The following is a 17,283-nucleotide window of genomic DNA, read 5'->3' as shown; positions in this document are numbered from 1 at the left end:
CGGGTGGATTTGGTTGGAGTCTTGTTCCCACATCTCGCCGGTGTGCGGATGGAGGGTGTTCGGGATGAGGACGGTGGCGTCGGCATCTACGCCAGGGTGCGAGCGGGCTGGGCCGAATGTTCTGCTTGCGGCGTGGTGTCGGCATCGGTGCATAGTCGCTACGAGCGGCGGTTGGCTGATTTGCCGGTCGGTGGGCAGCCGGTGTGCGTTCGATTGACGGTTCGCCGGTTCTTCTGCCGCAACATGAGCTGTCGGCATCGGACGTTCGTCGAACAGGTTGTGGGTTTGACCGAGCGGCGTCGGCGACTCAGTGTCGGCCTGGTGGAGACGCTGACCAAGATCGGGTTGGCGTTGGCCGGTCGCGCCGGGGCACGGCTGGCGAGGACACTGGCGATCGAGGTGTCGCGCACGACACTGCTGCGGTTGGTGCGAGCAGTGCCCGAGCCGCCGATCACGACGCCACGCGTGCTCGGGGTCGATGACTTCGCGCTGCGCCGGGGCTCGGTGTACGCGACGATTCTGGTGGACATGGACACTCATCGCCCCATCGATGTGCTGCCCGACCGGAGCGCGAAAACCTTCGCCACCTGGCTGAACGCACATCCCGGTGTGGAGATCATCTGCCGAGACCGTGGCGGCGCCTATGCCGACGGCGCCAGCACCGGCGCACCGCAAGCGATCCAAGTCGCCGACCGCTGGCACCTCTGGCACAACCTCGCCGAGGCCGTGGAAAAGACCGTCCAGTCACACCGTCGATGCTTGCACGATCCAGAAGACCCGGACAATGCCCCGATCGACTCGCCATCGGCTCGAACCCCCGAGCAGCTCGAGCCGACAGAAGAGATGAAACCTGGGCTCGACAACCCGGTCCCGGAACAACGCCTGGTGACCCGCATGCGCGAACGGCACGCCATGGTACATCAGTTGCACGCCGAGGGGCTTTCGCTCAACGCGATCGGCCGCGAACTGGGTCTGTGCTTTCGTACCATCCAACGCTACGCGGCCGCGGCAACGCCGGATGACTTGCTGACCAAAGCCATCGACCGAGACAGCAGCCTCGATCCGTTCAAACCTACCTGCACCAGCGATACCACCAAGGATGCACCAACGCGACTACGCTGCATAGCGAACTCCACGCTCTCGGGTGGCGCGGCAGTCTACGCACAGTGCAACGCTACCTGCGCCGTCTCCCCGCTCTGAAGAAAACGCCAGACCCCCGCCCGCTCCCACTGAAACCTCGACACGTCGCCCGATGGATCATGACCGACCCGGCCAACCTCGACGCCGATGCCGCCACCAGATTCGAAGCAGTCCTGGCCCGATGCCCCGAACTGAACGCCACCGCGCGCCACGTCAACAGCTTCGCCGACATGATGTGCGGTCTACACGGAGACCGGTTACCCGCCTGGATCGAAGCAGTCCAAGCCGATGCGCTGCCCGCCTTGCACTCTCTCGTCAGAGGCTTCGCACGTGACCAAGCGGCAGTGACCGCCGGACTGACACTGCGCTGGAGCAGCGGTCCGGTTGAAGGGCAAGTGAACCGAGTTAAGCACTTGAAACGCAGCATGTTCGGGCGAGCCGAACTCGACCTACTCCGCCGCCGCATCCTGCTCCCGATCTGATCTGGCACGACGCGTCACCTGGGATTCACGCTTCCCGTGCCAGAACGAAAAATGTCAGTGCCCTGACCTGCGGATACGACAGTCGTGTCAGTAGGCGACACGGTTTGGCGAGCGATGCTGATTCACCATGTCGGGGACAGCGAGGGGGTGAACTCGCCTCCCGGCGCGGATGCGCTCGAATGGGTTCGCAGGTGCGTCGGGAGCCGAATTACTCCCGCTCCTACCCCGCCCAATCTTCGCCGCCGGAGAATCTCCACCACTGGATCGGCTGGTTGGTAATAATTCGTCGGATCAAACTGATCATGACTGTTTCACCTCCTTCCGGAACTCGTTCAGGTTCGGTTGGGCTTCAGGGGTGAGGTGCAGGATGAAGGGCCGTGGCATGGCCGCGTTGGTCACGATCGGGCGAGTGTCGCCGCCGGTGATCGCGAGCCGTGTGCCGCTGGTGAGGGCGGTCAACGCTGCCGCGATCAGGGTCTCTGCGACCGCCGCGCCGGCACACGCGAACGGGCCGGAGGTGCCCCACCCGTTCCACATGCAGAAGTAGCACTCTTCTGGCATGGTCGTGTATCGAGACAAGATCTCCAGCGCTACGCCGACCTGCTCCTTCTCCGACAATCCGTGCCGTTCGAAGTCGACGTCGCTCGTCTTCTGTCCAGAAAAGCCCGGATCGGGGATGAACCTCACCCGCGCATAACGCGGATATCCGACCGGACCGCGCGCCACTAGTCGATCCCACGGAAGACCCTGCTCCACGAGCCAATCGGTGGCTGACGCCTCACCACACAGTTCGAAGCTCACCCGACCATTGTGTACAGGGAAGCTCATGTTGCCGGGCGGGCGACCGGGCACTTCGCCCCTCCGAAAAGCTCTCGAACGGACCCGCCGTCGACACCCGTGGTCGGTCAGTGGCCCCACGAACAGAGCATGACGACGATGGCGTCCACATGCATTGCCAGGCGCGACATTTGTCAGACATGCCCTAGTCGCGGTTGCCCATGCACCCGACGCCCCTACCGGCGCCGAGGCGTAAATACGCCCGATTTTCGGCGAGCACTACCGCGACCCCGGAACCCGCCAGGGGTTCCGGGGCCGTTGTGGCTGTCGCGGGTCTATGTGCCGAGGGCGATCAGCCCGGACTGCATCGCGGTGAGGAAGTCCGCCACGACCACGAAGTGTTCGCCCGGGATGTAGGCGGTAGTGACACCGAGCGCGACACCGCGGCGGGCGAGGATCGCCTCACGCACGCCGACAGGGGTGGTATCGAATTCCCAGGTCTGCACGGTGCGTTCCAGAGTCACCGTCAACAGCCCGTTCGGGTGTAGCTGTGCGGTAGGCGTCGGGAACTGGCTTAGGCACCGATACGCCGGTGAGGCCGCAGTTGTCGCGGTAGTGGCCAATGGTAGCTACGGTCCACCCCGAAGCTTCGGGTTTCAGGATCACCTGTTCTACGTGGCCGCTGCGCTGGCGGCGATTCTCCTCCGCACTCGGCGTACCGGCCGGGGCCGAGCGAGCGGGTGTGCGTGGTGTTGGGCAGCGCCAATACCGATCCTGCGGGTCTCGCCATCCCGGACCACAAGGTCGATCGGAGCATTGCGGCTGCATTGCCCCATAGGTGCGACACGACCCCTGACAACATACAACTAATTGGTTGTATTTTCTTCTGGTGACCGAGCGAGACGAGGAGGACAGGGCTGATGCGCTGTTCCACGCGCTCGCCGACCGGACCCGGCGCGACATCATGCGCAGGGTGCTGGCCGGGGAGCACTCGGTCTCCGCTCTCGCCGCGAAGTACGACATGAGCTTCGCGGCAGTGCAGAAGCACGTCGCCGTCCTGCAGAAGGCCGGCCTGCTCACCAAGCGGCGCGACGGTCGCGAGCAGCTGGCGAGCGGCAACGTGACGGCGGTGCGGTCAGTGGCGTCCATGCTCACCGAGCTGGAGCAGGTCTGGCGTGGCCGCATCGCGCGTATCGACGAGCTGATCGCATCCGACACCACACCGCACCGCAGTCAGAAGGAGTAACAATGCCCGTCATCAACGTCCAGCACGACCTGGACTCCCGCACCCTGACCATCACCGCCGAATTCGCCGCGCCGGTCGAGCGGATCTGGCAGATTTACGCCGATCCACGCCAGTTGGAAAAGGTCTGGGGCCCGCCGACCTACCCGGCGACCGTCGTCGACCACAACCTCACCCCCGGCGGCCGGGTGACCTACTTTATGACCAGCCCGGAGGGCGAGAAGTTCGCCGGGTACTGGAAAGTCACGGCCGTCGACGAGCCGCGCAGCTTCTCGTTCGAGGACGGGTTCGCCGACCTGGATTTCAACCCGAACCCGGATTTGCCGGTCTCGCAGAACATCTATACGTTCACCGAGCAAGATGGCCGCACCCGCGCCAGGTACGTAGGCACGTACGAAACCGCGGAAGGACTGCAGAAGGTGCTGGAGATGGGTGTCGTCGAGGGCGCCAGCGCCGCGCTCAACCAGATCGATGCCCTCATCGCCTCTTGATCCGCATTCAGCCAGGCGTGCATTACGTCCAGAATGACTCGGGAAGTGCGCTTTCGCGCTGCTCGACGGCGGCCCGAGGAGGCAGCTTGTCGTAACCCCGTGGAGGTGGCGGGGGGCGGGTGGCAGCACAGGGCCTCGCGAGCAGCGCCGTTCAGCGCAGCAACGGGACCGCTATGCGTCACGATCACCGCCTCGCCGTGTCCAGATCGATCGAATGGAAGGGATGTCGAGATGGCGACGGTCTTCGTACGAGCGTGGTTGCTAAACGTGTCATGCACACAACCAGAACCCTTACTTGGCGCCGACGAGCTCTACATGTGTGGAGGCGCGATTGCAAAGAGTTCCAGGCAGCCTGTCGTAACCGCGACCATGAGACTGAGCGAAGGGCAGACGGTGCCGATCGACAGGTCGCAGTCAGTGATCTTCCAAGGCTAGGTCGATGAGTCGGCAACGTTGAGTATCGGCCTCATGCCTCATGCCTCATGCCTCAACGCATTCAACCTCGAGGAGAAATGGGACCCGCAGAAACACCTGACGGTAGTCGGTGACATCGTCGGACGCTGCCCGACGGCCGCCCCGAGCGTGGGCAATGAACTCGCGATCCTGACTCCCGACTTCCCCAGCAACTCTCCCGTCAAGACGACGACCTGTTGGGCAGCTGGCAATCGACATCCCGATCGCCAATTCCTCACCAGGCAACAGAACCTGGCATTTCTCCGGACCCGAGGGAAACTCGAAGTGGGACTACCTGGTGACCTGGAGCCTCGGTATCGTTCCCATTTGACCCGCCGGCGTGGGCCGCTTCGCGGCGCGTCACGGCTCGCTGACCGGCCGATCATTTCGGACCCTCGAGCCATACTCGATGGCTATGGGATATGAGACCTTACGGGGCATTCGCGCAGGGGACGGATCGGCGGGACCAACGTGCGCGGGTCAATCCGTTTCACCGAAAGACCTGCGCGACGGCCGCGCTCCCGGTCCCCGTACTACCCCGGCTACCGCAGCGCCTCGCCCACGCCGATCCTGTGGGGCCTGGCGGCGCTGCTGGTCGTGCTTACCCTGACCCACCTGGGATCCCCCGACCGCCCCAGCACCGCCGTGGTGCCCTCGACCGTCGCGCCCGCGCACACAACCGCGTCGCCGACGTCGTGCTTCCCGTTCCAGACCTCGCCCTGCTGACCGCAAGGCAGATTTCTCAGACATGTTCCTCGCCCCCTGTGTCCGGGGTGGGCTGGGCCGCCTGGACCACCACATCTGTTTCAGCGCGTCGACCACCCGCAGTGCGTCACGGCGCCGCACCGGATCGGGATGGACGACCGCGTAGGCCACTGCGAGGAGCAGCAAAAGCGCCCGCTCCCCGACGAGCGCAACCGCGGTGCCCCCGGCCCGTGGGGTCCAAGCCCGTCAGATCTGGCGGTAAGCCTTACCGCACATAGTTTCCGGAGTCGTCGCACCCCGGGAAGGGTCGTTTCCCCAGGTCGAGATAAGGATTACCGCACATAGTCGGAACCTATGCGCGGTAACCGCTTAGGGGTCGCCGTAGCATCGGCCGAATTCTGGGCGGATATGAGGCCTACGCACGGGATGCCCGGAAGTCGATCGCGAAACATGTTCCGGTCCAGGGTGTTCCGCAGGTACGAGCGCAGCGGTTGCCGTGTACGCGACGACGTCAGCTAGTCGCGGTTGCCCATGCGCCTGACGCACCTACCAACGCCGAAGCGTAAATACGCCCGACTTTCGGCGAGCACTACCGCGACCCCAACCCAGCCATCGCGAGTTGCAGCAAATGCGAATGTCAGGGTTTCGCCGACCTGGAATCGACTGTCCAGCTACGGGTTCGCGACCCGAGGTTGTCGGTCGGGCCCCGGTTGATCACCAGACGCTGGCGCGAAAGGAGGCTGCGAAGCCTGGACTTCTGACCAGGTGTCGACGTCACACTGACCATCAGCGTTGTTCCCGGTGCTGAGAACCGTGCCGTCGGCGCGCAGCCCAAGGGTGTGCGCCGAGCCGGCCGAAACGGCAACGATGTCGCGCCAGGCGCTGACCTCGCATTGTCCGAAACTGTTGTCGCCGGCGGCAAGGACGAGGCCGAAGGCCGTGATCCCGACGGTGTGATAACTGCCTGCGCTCAGCGCGACAACGTCTTCCCACTGGTCGACGTCGCACGCTCCGGTAGTTCGATCTCCGGTTGCGATGGCCCGTCCGTCGGCCTGCAGGCCGACGGTGTGGAGATATCCGGCTGCGATGTCGCGCAGGTCCCGCCAACCGCCAACCGAACACTGCCCTCGTCGGCTGTTCCCCGCTGCCACAGCTGTGCCATCTGACCTCACACCGACTGAATGCCAGTCGCCGCACGAGACAGCGACCACCTCGCGCCAGCGCTGCACATCGCACGCTCCTTCGGAGGTCCTGCCGGCTGCAAGCACCGTGCCATCGGTAAGGACTCCGAGCGTGCGACGCCAGCCCGCGGCGACTGCTACGACCTCTCCCCACGCAGCCACGTCGCATTGGCCGTCGCCATTCCATCCGCTCGCCAGCAAGGTGCCGTCGGATCGAAGTCCGACGGTGTGAGACCTGCCCGTGTTGTTCGCCGTGTGAACATTGCCCGCAGCAACGGCTATGACGTCTTTCCACAGTTCGACACGGCATTCGTCAGCGGTCTCGGCGCCCGCGGCGACAACCGTCCCGTCCCGCCAACGAGCTACAGAGTGTCGCCTTCCGGCCGCCAGTGGCGACGTGCGCGCTCGCATCCTGACCTCCCGACCACTCAGGGTAACGGACGATCAGCCCTCGGCCTCGTCGAAACTGCTGATCCCTACCGAGGGGTGAACTCGACGGATTCGAGTCTCGCACAAATGACCAGATACGACAGTTCTGCGACAGCCCCGGATCGACCACCAAACCCGAAGGCCACTATTCGCAAAACTCCTCTCGAAACCTGCCTCTTGTGCGAGACACTTCTGAGTGAGGGTCCGAGAACTCTCATCAGCCGTGACTGGTGGTAAGTCGCTGGAGGATTCGGTGGTGCTGGGCTTGGGGGTGCTGGATCGGCGAATGTGGGTGTAGCTGACTGATGTTCGGTCCGTTGTGGCGTAGCCGGGACATTAAGAACTCCTGGTAGATCACTGGTTGTCGAGACCGTGTTCTGCCAAAAGTTCGTGTGCCAGTATTGCCGAGTTGCCTGTATTCGTCATGCCCAGCCCACAGCGATTCGCGGGTCCCGTGTCGGGTGTATCCGTCTTCGTGCACCGATGAGCGGTGGGCGCTGCTCGAACCGCTGTTGCCTGCGCGGGGCAACACCGGCGGCAAGGGCGGTCGTGGTGAGAAGCATCCCCGCCGCCTGGTGCTGGACGCGAATTTCTACCTGGTGCGTGGCGGCATCGCCTGGCGGGCATTGCCACGCGAGTTCCCACCCCCGACCACGGTGTACGACATCTTCTGCCGGTGGACCAAAGCCGTTGCATGGCAACGCATCACCGATGTGCTGCGCGACCGGATCCGGGTCGGCGCTGGCCGGAACCCCACCCCGACCGCAGCGATCATCGACTCCTAATCGGTGCGTGGCGCGGACACCGTGCCAACTCGCTCCCGCGGGTGGGACAACGGCAAAAAGGTCGGTGGGCGCAAACGCCACATCGCCACCGACACCCTCGGTCTGCTGCTCGCCGTGGTCGTGACCGCCGCCAGTACCCAGGACCGCGACGGCGCGCAACCATTGCTGGCGGCCGTGCGCGCCAAGTTCTCCACGATCGCCCTGACCTGGGCGGATGCCGGCTACTCCGGCCGGTTGGTGCGCTGGGCTCAGCAGGTGTTGAACTCGACCGTAGCGATCGTGAAACGGGGCGATCCCGGCTTCGTCGTGCTGCCACGCCGCTGGGTCGCCGAACGCACATTCGCCTGGATCAGCAAGCACCGCCGCTGCGTCCGCGGCTACGAAACCCGACCCGAGCACCACGAAGCCATGGTCTACATCGCCACGATCATGACCATGTCACGGCGATTGGCCCGCTCGACAAACCGATAGCCGGGATCCAGGGATCCGCATTAGCATCGCGCGGTGACGAAAGTACGCCGCCGCCGAGTGCTTACGGTAGGTGAGCTGCAGTACCTGTGGAAGACCTACCACCAACATGTAGACGGCTGCGAGGAGGTCCTGCGACTGCGGCAAATCGGGTCGGTGGCAGGACTGACACTGGTCTTCCGTCCCGACGGGGAGCGCCATGTCCCAGACGGCGGGTTTTCCGCTGCCGGTGATATCTGGATCGGTGACCGTTCGCTGAATCTGAACATGCCCGGCGTGGTCCGGGCGTTTGTCGACGCGGCTGTCGAGGCGGGCTGGATGGCCCAGACGCGCACGGTCGGCCGCCGCAACGGCTGGGACCTATTCGATGATGCCTACGCCAGAAATGCCAACTGCTTATCGACGCTTTGAGCACCGAGACCAGACCTGCCCAAGTCCTCGGACGCTCACTTAGAGCGTATCTGAGAACTCGGCGTGTGAGGCGTGGGATCTGAGAGGACTCCCGGTACGACTGAGGTTTCCACACCAAGACGTCACTACCGAGAGTCCCTGGGCCAGTGTCGCTTACCTGCTCGTGTTCGTCGTGCCCGGCCCACGGCAAGTCGCCGGCCGACTCGCCGAAGTACCCGTTCTATCCGTCCTCGTCGCTAATCGACGCCGAGTGGGCGCTGCTCGAGCCGCTGCTGCCACGGCCGGGCAACACCGCAGGCCGGGGCGGTAGATCCGAGAAATGGCCTCGGCGGCTCGTGCTGGACGCAATCTTCTATCTGGTGCGTGGCGGCATCGCCTGGATGCAGCTTCCGCACGACTTCCCGCCAGCCAAAACCGTCTACGACATCTGTCTACGGTGGGCGAAAGCCGTTGCGTGGCAACGTATCCACGATATGTTGCGTGATCGCTTCCGGGTATGCGCCGGGCGGAACCCTCAACCGAGCGCAGCTGTTATCGACTCGCAAACCGTTCGCGGCGCCGACACTGTGGCCGCCGGCACAGCCGGATACGGTGCCGCCAAGAAGACCAAGGGCCGCAAGCGCCATATCGCCACCGATACCACGTGGCTGCTGCTGGCGGTCGTGGTGACCGCCGCGTGCATCCAGGACCGTGACGCCGCACACCGGCTGCTGGCCGCCGTGTGCGCCCGCTTCGCCACCATCACGCTGGTGTTCGCCGACGGCGGCTACGCAGGCCGCCTGGTTTCTTGGTCGAAATCCGTTGTTGTGCTGGCTATTCAGATCGTCAAGCGCAGCGACACCACCGCCGGGTTCGAGGTACTGCCCCGCCGCTGGGTTGTCGAACGAACATTTGGGTGGCTGACCAAACACCGGCGCCTGGTCCGCGACTACGAAACCCGTCCCAACCACCACGAAGCGATGATCTACATCGCCGCCATCCGAACCCTCACCCGCCGACTCGCTCACAGGACCGGCCAGCAGAGCTGAGTCTCCAGATGCTCCCTCGGTATCGCAAGCGACCTCGACCGCATTGGAGCAGTTCCACGAGATGCATCGCCGCGTACGCCGAGTCTGCCCCAGCCATCCCCTTCACATCGACGTCATCGAACTGTTCAGGGTCACCACCGACAGTGAGCCCTGTCCCGCTACCGCCTCGTTCTTCCGTTCTCCAAGTCGGAGAGCATCCCCAATGCAGCCTCAGCGTTGTCCCAACTCGCCGGACCACTCGGCTTCACCGAGAGACGCTCCAGTGCCGCCATGGCCTCCGGGCCACCCATCGCACCCAGGAGCTCGATGGCCGAGTCGGCACCGATGTCCTCGATCACGCACCGCTCGGTCAGCTCCACCGCCCACTCGGCGAAACGATCCGGATCTGGGTCGAGAGCCAGCCAGCGGAACACCGAGTCAGCCGTGTCATGCCGCAGGAACGGGATCAGCGCCAGCATCACCACTTCGACGTGATCCACGACGTGCCGCTGCAACGAGTACAGCCTCTCCCGCCCCCGCCACTCCCGCACCAGCTCGTCCACACCGGCCCACGTCACCTGACTGGTGCGGGGCATCCTCATCCCGACGGCTTGATGGAATTCCTCCCACACATGCCACAACAGGCCAGGCGACGGCGGCTCAGGCACATAAGGCACCAATTCCGAGTCCTCCAGCAGCACGGCTACCACCTGGCGGGCCACGGCCACCCGCTCGTCGGTGCGCGGCAGATCCACGATCCGGCTCCAGTCGCATTCGTCCCAGGGCTGCGGCAAAGACCGCAGGGCGCGCGGCAGGACATAGTCCCCCTCCGGATCACGCCACCGCGCGACCTGCGGATCCCACATCTCCTCAGCATTCGACTCCGTGTCCAACTCGCTGACCCCGCCGTCAGACCAACCTCTCGCATCCAACGTCCGCTCAATCGATACCCACGCACGCTTCGGCACTGTGCGAGGCCTTCCTTCCGACCAGACCATCGTGCCTCACTCACCGAACAGCCCGCACCACCCGCCAAAGACCTGAGTTTCCAGACGCTCTCTAAGAGTTTTCGTCCATGGAGCTGACCCCCGAGCAGGCCGCCGCGGTAGAACATCACCGCTGCCCCAACTGCGACGCTCCCGCCGGCAGCGCCTGCCGGACCCGAAGCAACGAGATCGCCGCGAAGTACCACACCCCGCGCTTCGTCCTGGTATCCGCACTACGCGAAGAACTCGACGTCGAAAAGGGACGCGCGAAAGGCAAGGTCGTCGTCAAGGTGAAATGGCGGCTCATTCCCGTATATCCCTCGTGAAGCAGGTCGCAGACACCTACGACCCCGCGCGGATGAGGCGCCCGAATGTGTTGTTCCCGCCGGGCCTGCGGCCATCAGCGATCTCGAGGGCGTCGGTGTGCCCGATGTCAAGGTTCGCCAGCACGAAACGGGCCAGCGGCGCGATGTCGGCGAAGCCTGCGTCGATGTCATCGGCGATCCGCTCTGGGGTGCGTCTGTAGCGGACTGCACCCAGAGCGACAACGACGGGCGGCGTTCGCGAAGGCCGGTTGGGCCGCGAGGTCATCGGGCGAGGAACTCGAGGGCTACCGGAACAAACTCGCTGTGGTACTGGAAGATGCCACCGTGACCGGAGTCGGGGTAGATGATCAGCTCTGAGCCCTTGATCCGGCGGTGGAGATCCTCGGAGAGCACGGAGGGCACCATCCGGTCGTTGTCGCCATTGGCGATCAGGGTTGGCTGAGTAATTCGGGACAAGTCGACGGACGCCGCCCGGCCCCACCGCTTGATCGCCTTCAGCTGCGTCCGGGCCGGATCGTGTTGTAGAGGAGCCGGAAGCGGTGGACCGCCATGTCCGGAGCGTCGTCGCCAGCGATCACTCCCCGGAATAGGTGCTGATACTTCGGAGTGCCGAAAACCTCTCGTCCAGGGGTGCCGTTAAGGATGGCGTCACGCGAGGTTCGACGAGTCGGTGCTCCGCGCGAAAGGGCCGTGCGTCGTACTATTTCTACAGCCCACGAGATCAGGACAGTCAGGATTTCAAGCCGGTGTTCGAAAAGTTCGCCGCACTGAACCTTTACTGCGGACACACTTGCGCGTAGCGGGCGACTACCCGTGTCCAGCCGAGGGACCTCCCACGCCGCGGCTTGCGGCGTCGCCCACAACAATTCCCAGATCTGACGCTGCACGGCGGTCGAGCGCCCGGTCGGCCACTTCGGCGGTGGGCCGCTGTGTCCTTCAGCAGGGGCCACCCGCCAGTCGGGACGGGCATTCGTCCGCCGGGCGTTGCGCTTCGGAGCCCGGCCAGGCATGGCCACCTCCTCGACAAGTATGGACGCTGACGGCATCGGCTACTCGCGCGCTACGATAGCCCGAAAGCGCTTGGCCGGGACTCCGAGTCTGGCTAACGTCCCATAATGCCGCTGGGCGCGCTGACCGAAGCGGACAGCGTCGGTAAACGGAAGAACAACGGGCCGAGCCCATCTCGGCGTCAGCAACGCACTGACATGCCATATTCGTGCTTGCGGGGAGCCATCCCGCTGTTGCGGTCCGTCCAATATTTGGCGAAACGCCCTGAGCCCCAAGTAAAGTTCGTCGCCTGAGTGTGCGGTTGGTCACCCCGGCAAAGCGAGATCGACACAAATCGTCCAGGATTGGCTGGCTTCGATCTGCGCCGCAACGGCTTCGACGACATGGCGCAATCCGTTTACGGGCAGCACGCCGACGTGGGTAGCGGGAGGAATAGTGCAAGGATCGAATACCTACCCTCCACCGGTTTACACCGGGGATGGGCTACGACACTCCAGTTGGCGTGGGCTGCGTACCGACAAAACCCTGATGAGATCGATTTGCCCAGCTTAACTAAAGCGGTTACAGCGGATGTCGCTATCGAAGCGTGGCCAGCGCCTCAAGACGAATAGTCCTTTATCCCTGCCCCTGGCGGTGGTGATATCGGCCAGGGCCTCGGCCGCCTCACGCAGCAGTCGGTAGGCCCATTTATGTTGACCGCATCGAATTTCGGTTGTCCAGTGGACGTTCGTGCTTCTGGATGCATCTATCTCTGTCACAACCCAGTCCGAGGAGAGGGAACGAAGTCGGATGAGTGTGCTACTCGCCGGTCTGATCGCAGGCATCGTCGGAAACGTCTTTGCGCTCACCGGTATCTGGCTACGGCAACTACCTCGGATATTTGCGGGAGGTGCTGACCGAAATGATGGGCACTTGGGTTTTCTGGAGCAGATGCTCAACGGTTTCGTCGGCGTCGATCTGCGGGGGTCGATCTGACCGGGATTCCCCTGGATGGAGTGTGCTGGTCAGCCGAAACAACCCAACGGCCAGAGCGCTGGGTCGAGCGGATCAAGCGTGATTCGGTGGAAGTGGGCGATGGCGTCTTCGAGATTCACTATGGCACCAGTACCCACACAGACAGTCTGGTGTGAGCCGAGGCGGCGCGTTGGCTTACTGTTCGCGCTCGAACAGTGAGCGGACAAGCCGCTCAGCGTCGGCTATCTGTTCGGCGGTGAGTTCGCCTGCTCGGCGCGTAATCGTGCAAACTCATCGCCCAGTTTCGTGTTCGGCCTCGGCGTACTGTGCGGGGGGTGCTCCCTCGACGTGGAAGAACAATCGTCGTGCGGAAGGATCAGTAGTGTCCCCTCGTCGTTGCGGTTCCTGCCTACCCTCACCCCGCACGCCGGCTCTGCGCGCCACGACAGCGATAGCGGCGACCGTGGCTGCCGACCGGCAGGTCCGTGGTAAGGAATGTTTGTCAAGTGGTGTGAGCGGGTTCGTGCAGGGTGCGGAAAATCTGTCGGGCGACATAGCGCTTGAGACACCGTCTGATCTCGCGGGTCGTGCGTCCTTCGGCGAGCCGTCGCCGGGTGTAAGCGCGGGTGGTGTCGTCGGCGCGCATCCTGGTCATCACGTTGGTGTGGATCGCCCGGTTGAGGCGGTGGTCGCCGCCGCGACTGAGCCGGTGACGCACCGTGTTGCCCGATGATGCTGGGATCGGGCATGTTCCAGCGATTTTGGCCAGTGCGGCCTCGGTCTTGATCCGGCCGTGGTGCGACCAGACCGTCAAGATGACCGCGGCGACGGCCGCGCCGACATCGGGCAGCGCGAGTAGTTCCGGTGCGTGCTCGCCGACGAGCGCATCGAGCCGTTGACGATTGTCTTTGAGCTGATGGTCGAGGTCACCGATGCGGCGGGCCTGTCGGATCACTTCAGTTCTCGCGGTGGCGATTCCGAGTGGTTCGTTGCGGCTGCGCCAGCTGGCGATGGTCGCGATCTGCGCCGCGTTGAGCGGGCGGCGCGCGTCGATATCCAGATCATGCGCGCGCACCAACGCGGTGAGCGAGTTGACGCAGCGGGTCCGGTCGGTGCTCATCTGCTCACGCGCCACGCTGAGCACGTTGAGCGCGGCCCGGACCTGGCCGCGGCGGCGATCACGCTTGCCCCGCTGCGTGATCAACGTCGAGCGGGCTGCGGTCAACGCGTCGAGCGCATAGGGTTTGCCCTTGTCGCGCAACCGCTTCGACGATGGTGTCGGCGCCTCGACGACTCGGTAGCCGATCCGTTCGAGACGATCGGCCAGGATTGCCCCGTAGGAACCGGTGCCCTCGGCCGCGATCGGGACACCGTCCACGTCACCGTCGGTGCGGCGCGCCAGCCAGGTGATCGTGCGTTCGAGCCCGGCGCTGGTGGTCGGGAAGATCGATTCATCGGTGACCCGCCCCGAGGGGCATTCGATGATCGCGTAACTGTGTGTGGCGGCGTGGGTGTCGACACCGACGACGAATCGGTAGTGATCTGCCACGATGGACAATGCGATGTCTCCTGTCGATGGGCGGACGTCGTAACCGGCGTCGGCCCGGGTGGAGATCACTACGAGGCAAACCTGTAAGGAGCCACAACCGATTTCGGTCGGGCAGGCTTCTGATCAAGCCATCGTGGTGGGCCGGGTCGATGCCGGCCTCCAGGCCGAACGGACAACTTCCGGGAATGACACCCCGAACGGGGTCAGACGATCCACGAGTCACGCCCGGCCCGAAGGACCAGCACCACCCCGCCAGCCAGCCCCAGGCCGGCCACCACAAACACTTACAGACGATTCACTTTGGCCCATGCGGACATAGACGAGCGGGTCGCTGAGATCCCCACTGTCATCAGCATTGCCGTGATGATCGCCGTGCTCGCGGTCGGAGACTTATTCGGTATTCGCATGCCCATGATGCGTGAAAGTGTATTCTTGCGGAGCGTCCGCCATTCGATCCGGATGTAGATACCGCTTCATTCCGGTCGTGCTCAGTGGGCCACGACGACCGAGTCGAGGACAGTGCATGCTTAGTGACAGGACAGCAACCACTTTCGACATCCGACCAACGGGATAACGCTGAATCCGATCGTCGACGATCGCCCGAAGGGTGCCACCGAGGGTGCGGTTCAAGGTCGCTCAATGCTCGCCGACATCGTTCCAAGAATTGCCATTGCAGGAGCAGACCATGACAACGGACGCACTTTCGCCCTCGGCACTGGCCGATTGTGTCGAGCGGCAGGCTCCGTCGGAGCTCACGGCTACCGAGTTACTGGAGCAGGCCCGCGCCGTAGTAGGCCCATCCCTGCGGGACGCCATCGCGACTTTGCCGCGACCCGTGGCGGATGTGGCCTGCTACCACTTCGGCTGGGCCACGACCGACGGACGCACTTATCTCGGCAAGGACGGCAACTGGGGCAAGGGGTTTCGGTCGGCGCTGGTGCTGGCCTGCGCCGATGCGGTGGGTAGCGACCGTGCTGCAGCGGTCTCAGCGGCGGTGGCCGTGGAACTGGTCCACAATGCCTCGCTCATCCACGACGACATCATCGATGGCGACTCACAACGTCGGTCCCGACCGGCGGTGTGGTCTGCGTTCGGGATCCCGGCGGCGATCCTGGCCGGGGACGCGTTGTTCTTCCTAGCCAACCAGACCCTCGGCCGTGCTGATGCTCCGCTGAACACCGTAGGGGTGGGGTGGTTGAACCAGGCCGGTCAGCATCTGGTGGCCGGCGAGCACGCAGACGCCGCTCTGGCCGGGCAGGCCACGGTCACACTGGAGGATGCTCTGGCGGTGGCCTCCGGTAAGACCGGTGCTCTACTTGCCGCGGCCTGCGCGTTGGGGGCATTGGCCGGCGCGGCGGATCCGGCAGTGATCGAACGGTTCCATACGATGGGCCATCACCTTGGACTCGCCTATCAGCTCGCCGACGACCTGCTGGGGATCTGGGGGACCACCGCCCGTACTGGCAAGCCAGAGCGCTCCGATTTGCGGTCCCGCAAGAAATCCCTGCCAGTGGTGGCCGCGCTGGCCGCCGACTGCCCCGCTAGTCACGAACTCGCCGCACTGTATCAGCGGCCCACTCCTCTGGACGAGCAGGACCTCCACACAGCCGCGGCCCTGATCGAGGAGGCCGGCGGCCACGACTGGGCATTACGCCAAGCCACCCACCATTTCACTACCGCCCTGACCTCGCTGCACAGCGACAGTTGTGATCCGGCCATGCTGGCCAAACTGACCAACCTGGCTCAATACATAACCCGCCGCGATCACTGACCTGACCCCCCGGACCGGAGGGAGTAAGCCATGACCACGACCCCAACCGGCGATTCCACCAGTGTGTTCGCCACCCTGCTATCGTTCTACTGCCCACCTGTCCTTGTCGAAGAAACCAACCCCGACGCCAACCGGTTGTACGAACGTACCCTGGCTTGGGCCAAGCGCTTCGACCTCGGCGACGGCGACACCCAACACACCACCATGGTGGCGCTGACTGGCGCCGGGTCGGTCGCGCATCTGTTCCCACATGCAACCGGTGCCCTCACGCAAGCCCTCGCCGACTACAACGCATGGGCCTGGGTCGCCAACACCGTCCTCGAAACGACCGAGCCACTTCGTGACATCCTTGCACGCCTGGGCCGGTGGGAACGCATCATCCGCTCACCCGACTCATACCCCGAGGCCACCGCTACGGCCGACCTCGCCCTGGCCGATGTATTCGGTCGCCTGCGGACCCTGCTGACCCCGGTCCAGTGGCAGCGGTTCACCGTAGGCCAAGGGTCATGGCTCTACCACATGGCTTGGGAGGCCAGCCTCCGCGAACGCGACATCCCGTTGACAGTCAACGACTACCTCGCCATGCGAGGCGCCGCCGCCGGGATATATTCCTGCGCCTCCTACCTCGATGCGGTCGAGGGCATCGAGCTCGACGAACAGCGGTGGGCCCACCCCACCGTACGCGCGGCCGCCGAATCCAGCATGTTCGCCGCCGCACTGGACAACGACCGATACTCCTACCACCGTGAACGCAACCTTCCCGTCCACAAAGCGAACCTGATCGACGCGGTCCGCCACGACCACCCAGACCACACCCTGCACCAGGCCGCCGCCGAAGCGGTCGCGATCCGCGACCGCATGCTGACCTGCTACCTGCGGCTCCGCGAGCATCTGCTCCCCACCGCCGACCACGCCCTGACCCGCTACCTTACCGGTCTCGACCGCGTGGTCAGCGGCAACCTCACCTTCGGCGCCACCGCCACCCGCTACCTTCTCACCGACAGCCCCTACACCGTCACCCGCACACACGCCCCCAGCGAGACCACCACCACACCCCTGCCATACCCCACCATCGCCTGGTGGTGGGACCAACTCCCATGAACCACCGTGCTTGTCG

General features: G+C 64.5%; 17 protein-coding genes and 2 pseudogenes. 12 read left to right on the top strand and 7 right to left on the bottom strand.

What is annotated here, in order from left to right; all coding sequences use genetic code 11:
- The first annotated feature begins 3 nt into the window (after nt 1–3).
- Nucleotides 4–1,200: an ISL3 family transposase gene (locus AB0H00_RS27805; RefSeq protein ID WP_357272016.1), complete on the top strand. Its 1,197-nt coding sequence runs from the start codon at nt 4–6 to the stop codon at nt 1,198–1,200.
- A 59-nt stretch (nt 1,201–1,259) separates the two neighbouring features.
- Nucleotides 1,260–1,622 (top strand): transposase, encoded by a 363-nt coding sequence (locus tag AB0H00_RS27800; RefSeq protein ID WP_357272014.1) that lies wholly within the window; start codon nt 1,260–1,262, stop codon nt 1,620–1,622.
- Between the two features lie 300 nt (nt 1,623–1,922).
- Here the strand turns inward: AB0H00_RS27800 and AB0H00_RS27795 are convergent, their stop codons facing one another.
- Together AB0H00_RS27795 and AB0H00_RS27790 are read right to left on the bottom strand one after the other, a co-directional pair.
- Nucleotides 1,923–2,423, bottom strand: coding sequence for a hypothetical protein (locus AB0H00_RS27795; RefSeq protein ID WP_357272012.1), 501 nt, complete (start codon nt 2,421–2,423; stop codon nt 1,923–1,925).
- Nucleotides 2,424–2,734: 311 nt separating this feature from the next.
- The gene (locus AB0H00_RS27790; protein WP_357272010.1) at nt 2,735–2,923 is read right to left on the bottom strand and encodes a hypothetical protein; all 189 of its coding nucleotides are present in this window, start codon (nt 2,921–2,923) and stop codon (nt 2,735–2,737) included.
- A 365-nt stretch (nt 2,924–3,288) separates the two neighbouring features.
- On the opposite strand from AB0H00_RS27790, the gene AB0H00_RS27785 reads away from it, so the two are divergent.
- The 3 genes from AB0H00_RS27785 to AB0H00_RS27775 all read left to right on the top strand — a co-directional run bounded on the left by AB0H00_RS27785 (nt 3,289) and on the right by AB0H00_RS27775 (nt 5,312).
- Nucleotides 3,289–3,645 (top strand): metalloregulator ArsR/SmtB family transcription factor, encoded by a 357-nt coding sequence (locus tag AB0H00_RS27785; protein ID WP_357272008.1) that lies wholly within the window; start codon nt 3,289–3,291, stop codon nt 3,643–3,645.
- Nucleotides 3,646–3,647: 2 nt separating this feature from the next.
- Nucleotides 3,648–4,133 (top strand): SRPBCC domain-containing protein, encoded by a 486-nt coding sequence (locus AB0H00_RS27780; RefSeq protein ID WP_357272007.1) that lies wholly within the window; start codon nt 3,648–3,650, stop codon nt 4,131–4,133.
- Between the two features lie 924 nt (nt 4,134–5,057).
- On the top strand, nt 5,058–5,312 hold the full coding sequence (locus AB0H00_RS27775) for a hypothetical protein (RefSeq protein ID WP_357272005.1): 255 nt from the start codon (nt 5,058–5,060) through the stop codon (nt 5,310–5,312).
- Nucleotides 5,313–5,962: 650 nt separating this feature from the next.
- Here AB0H00_RS27775 and AB0H00_RS27770 read toward each other — a convergent pair.
- Entirely contained in the window at nt 5,963–6,883 is a 921-nt protein-coding gene (locus AB0H00_RS27770; protein WP_357272003.1) for a chromosome condensation regulator, read from the bottom strand.
- Between the two features lie 431 nt (nt 6,884–7,314).
- Between AB0H00_RS27770 and AB0H00_RS27765 the strand changes: the two are divergent.
- The 3 genes and pseudogenes from AB0H00_RS27765 to AB0H00_RS27755 all read left to right on the top strand — a co-directional run bounded on the left by AB0H00_RS27765 (nt 7,315) and on the right by AB0H00_RS27755 (nt 9,593).
- Nucleotides 7,315–8,157: pseudogene (locus AB0H00_RS27765) on the top strand (IS5 family transposase).
- A gap of 33 nt (nt 8,158–8,190) precedes the next feature.
- Entirely contained in the window at nt 8,191–8,565 is a 375-nt protein-coding gene (locus tag AB0H00_RS27760) for a hypothetical protein (protein ID WP_357272001.1), read from the top strand.
- Between the two features lie 146 nt (nt 8,566–8,711).
- Nucleotides 8,712–9,593, top strand: a complete 882-nt coding sequence (locus AB0H00_RS27755; protein WP_357271999.1) for an IS5 family transposase — start codon at nt 8,712–8,714, stop codon at nt 9,591–9,593.
- Between the two features lie 158 nt (nt 9,594–9,751).
- Here the strand turns inward: AB0H00_RS27755 and AB0H00_RS27750 are convergent, their stop codons facing one another.
- Nucleotides 9,752–10,540: a hypothetical protein gene (locus tag AB0H00_RS27750; RefSeq protein ID WP_357271997.1), complete on the bottom strand. Its 789-nt coding sequence runs from the start codon at nt 10,538–10,540 to the stop codon at nt 9,752–9,754.
- Between the two features lie 107 nt (nt 10,541–10,647).
- Between AB0H00_RS27750 and AB0H00_RS27745 the strand changes: the two genes are divergently transcribed.
- Entirely contained in the window at nt 10,648–10,884 is a 237-nt protein-coding gene (locus AB0H00_RS27745; protein WP_357271995.1) for a hypothetical protein, read from the top strand.
- Nucleotides 10,885–10,900: 16 nt separating this feature from the next.
- On the opposite strand, the gene AB0H00_RS27740 is transcribed toward AB0H00_RS27745, so the two are convergent.
- Nucleotides 10,901–11,149 (bottom strand): hypothetical protein, encoded by a 249-nt coding sequence (locus tag AB0H00_RS27740; RefSeq protein WP_357271993.1) that lies wholly within the window; start codon nt 11,147–11,149, stop codon nt 10,901–10,903.
- Nucleotides 11,146–11,391 (bottom strand): annotated as a pseudogene (locus tag AB0H00_RS27735) (alpha/beta hydrolase); the annotation flags it as partial. The gene AB0H00_RS27740 and the pseudogene AB0H00_RS27735, both read right to left, overlap by 4 nt.
- A 1,290-nt stretch (nt 11,392–12,681) precedes the next feature.
- On the opposite strand from AB0H00_RS27735, the gene AB0H00_RS27730 reads away from it, so the two are divergent.
- Nucleotides 12,682–12,867 (top strand): hypothetical protein, encoded by a 186-nt coding sequence (locus tag AB0H00_RS27730; RefSeq protein WP_357271991.1) that lies wholly within the window; start codon nt 12,682–12,684, stop codon nt 12,865–12,867.
- 481 nt (nt 12,868–13,348) lie between these two features.
- On the opposite strand, the gene AB0H00_RS27725 is transcribed toward AB0H00_RS27730, so the two are convergent.
- Nucleotides 13,349–14,410 carry an IS110 family transposase gene (locus tag AB0H00_RS27725; protein WP_357272048.1) on the bottom strand — a complete coding sequence of 354 codons (1,062 nt, stop codon included), beginning with the start codon at nt 14,408–14,410 and terminating at the stop codon, nt 13,349–13,351.
- A gap of 670 nt (nt 14,411–15,080) precedes the next feature.
- On the opposite strand from AB0H00_RS27725, the gene AB0H00_RS27720 reads away from it, so the two are divergent.
- The gene (locus AB0H00_RS27720) at nt 15,081–16,166 is read left to right on the top strand and encodes a polyprenyl synthetase family protein (RefSeq protein ID WP_357271989.1); all 1,086 of its coding nucleotides are present in this window, start codon (nt 15,081–15,083) and stop codon (nt 16,164–16,166) included.
- Between the two features lie 30 nt (nt 16,167–16,196).
- Nucleotides 16,197–17,267 carry a hypothetical protein gene (locus tag AB0H00_RS27715; protein ID WP_357271987.1) on the top strand — a complete coding sequence of 357 codons (1,071 nt, stop codon included), beginning with the start codon at nt 16,197–16,199 and terminating at the stop codon, nt 17,265–17,267.
- Nucleotides 17,268–17,283: the final 16 nt, after the last annotated feature.

It is taken from the genome of Nocardia sp. NPDC023852, assembly GCF_040639505.1.
In the GTDB taxonomy this organism is placed as follows: Bacteria; Actinomycetota; Actinomycetes; order Mycobacteriales; family Mycobacteriaceae; genus Nocardia.
This window is presented reverse-complemented; position numbering and strand designations above follow the sequence as displayed.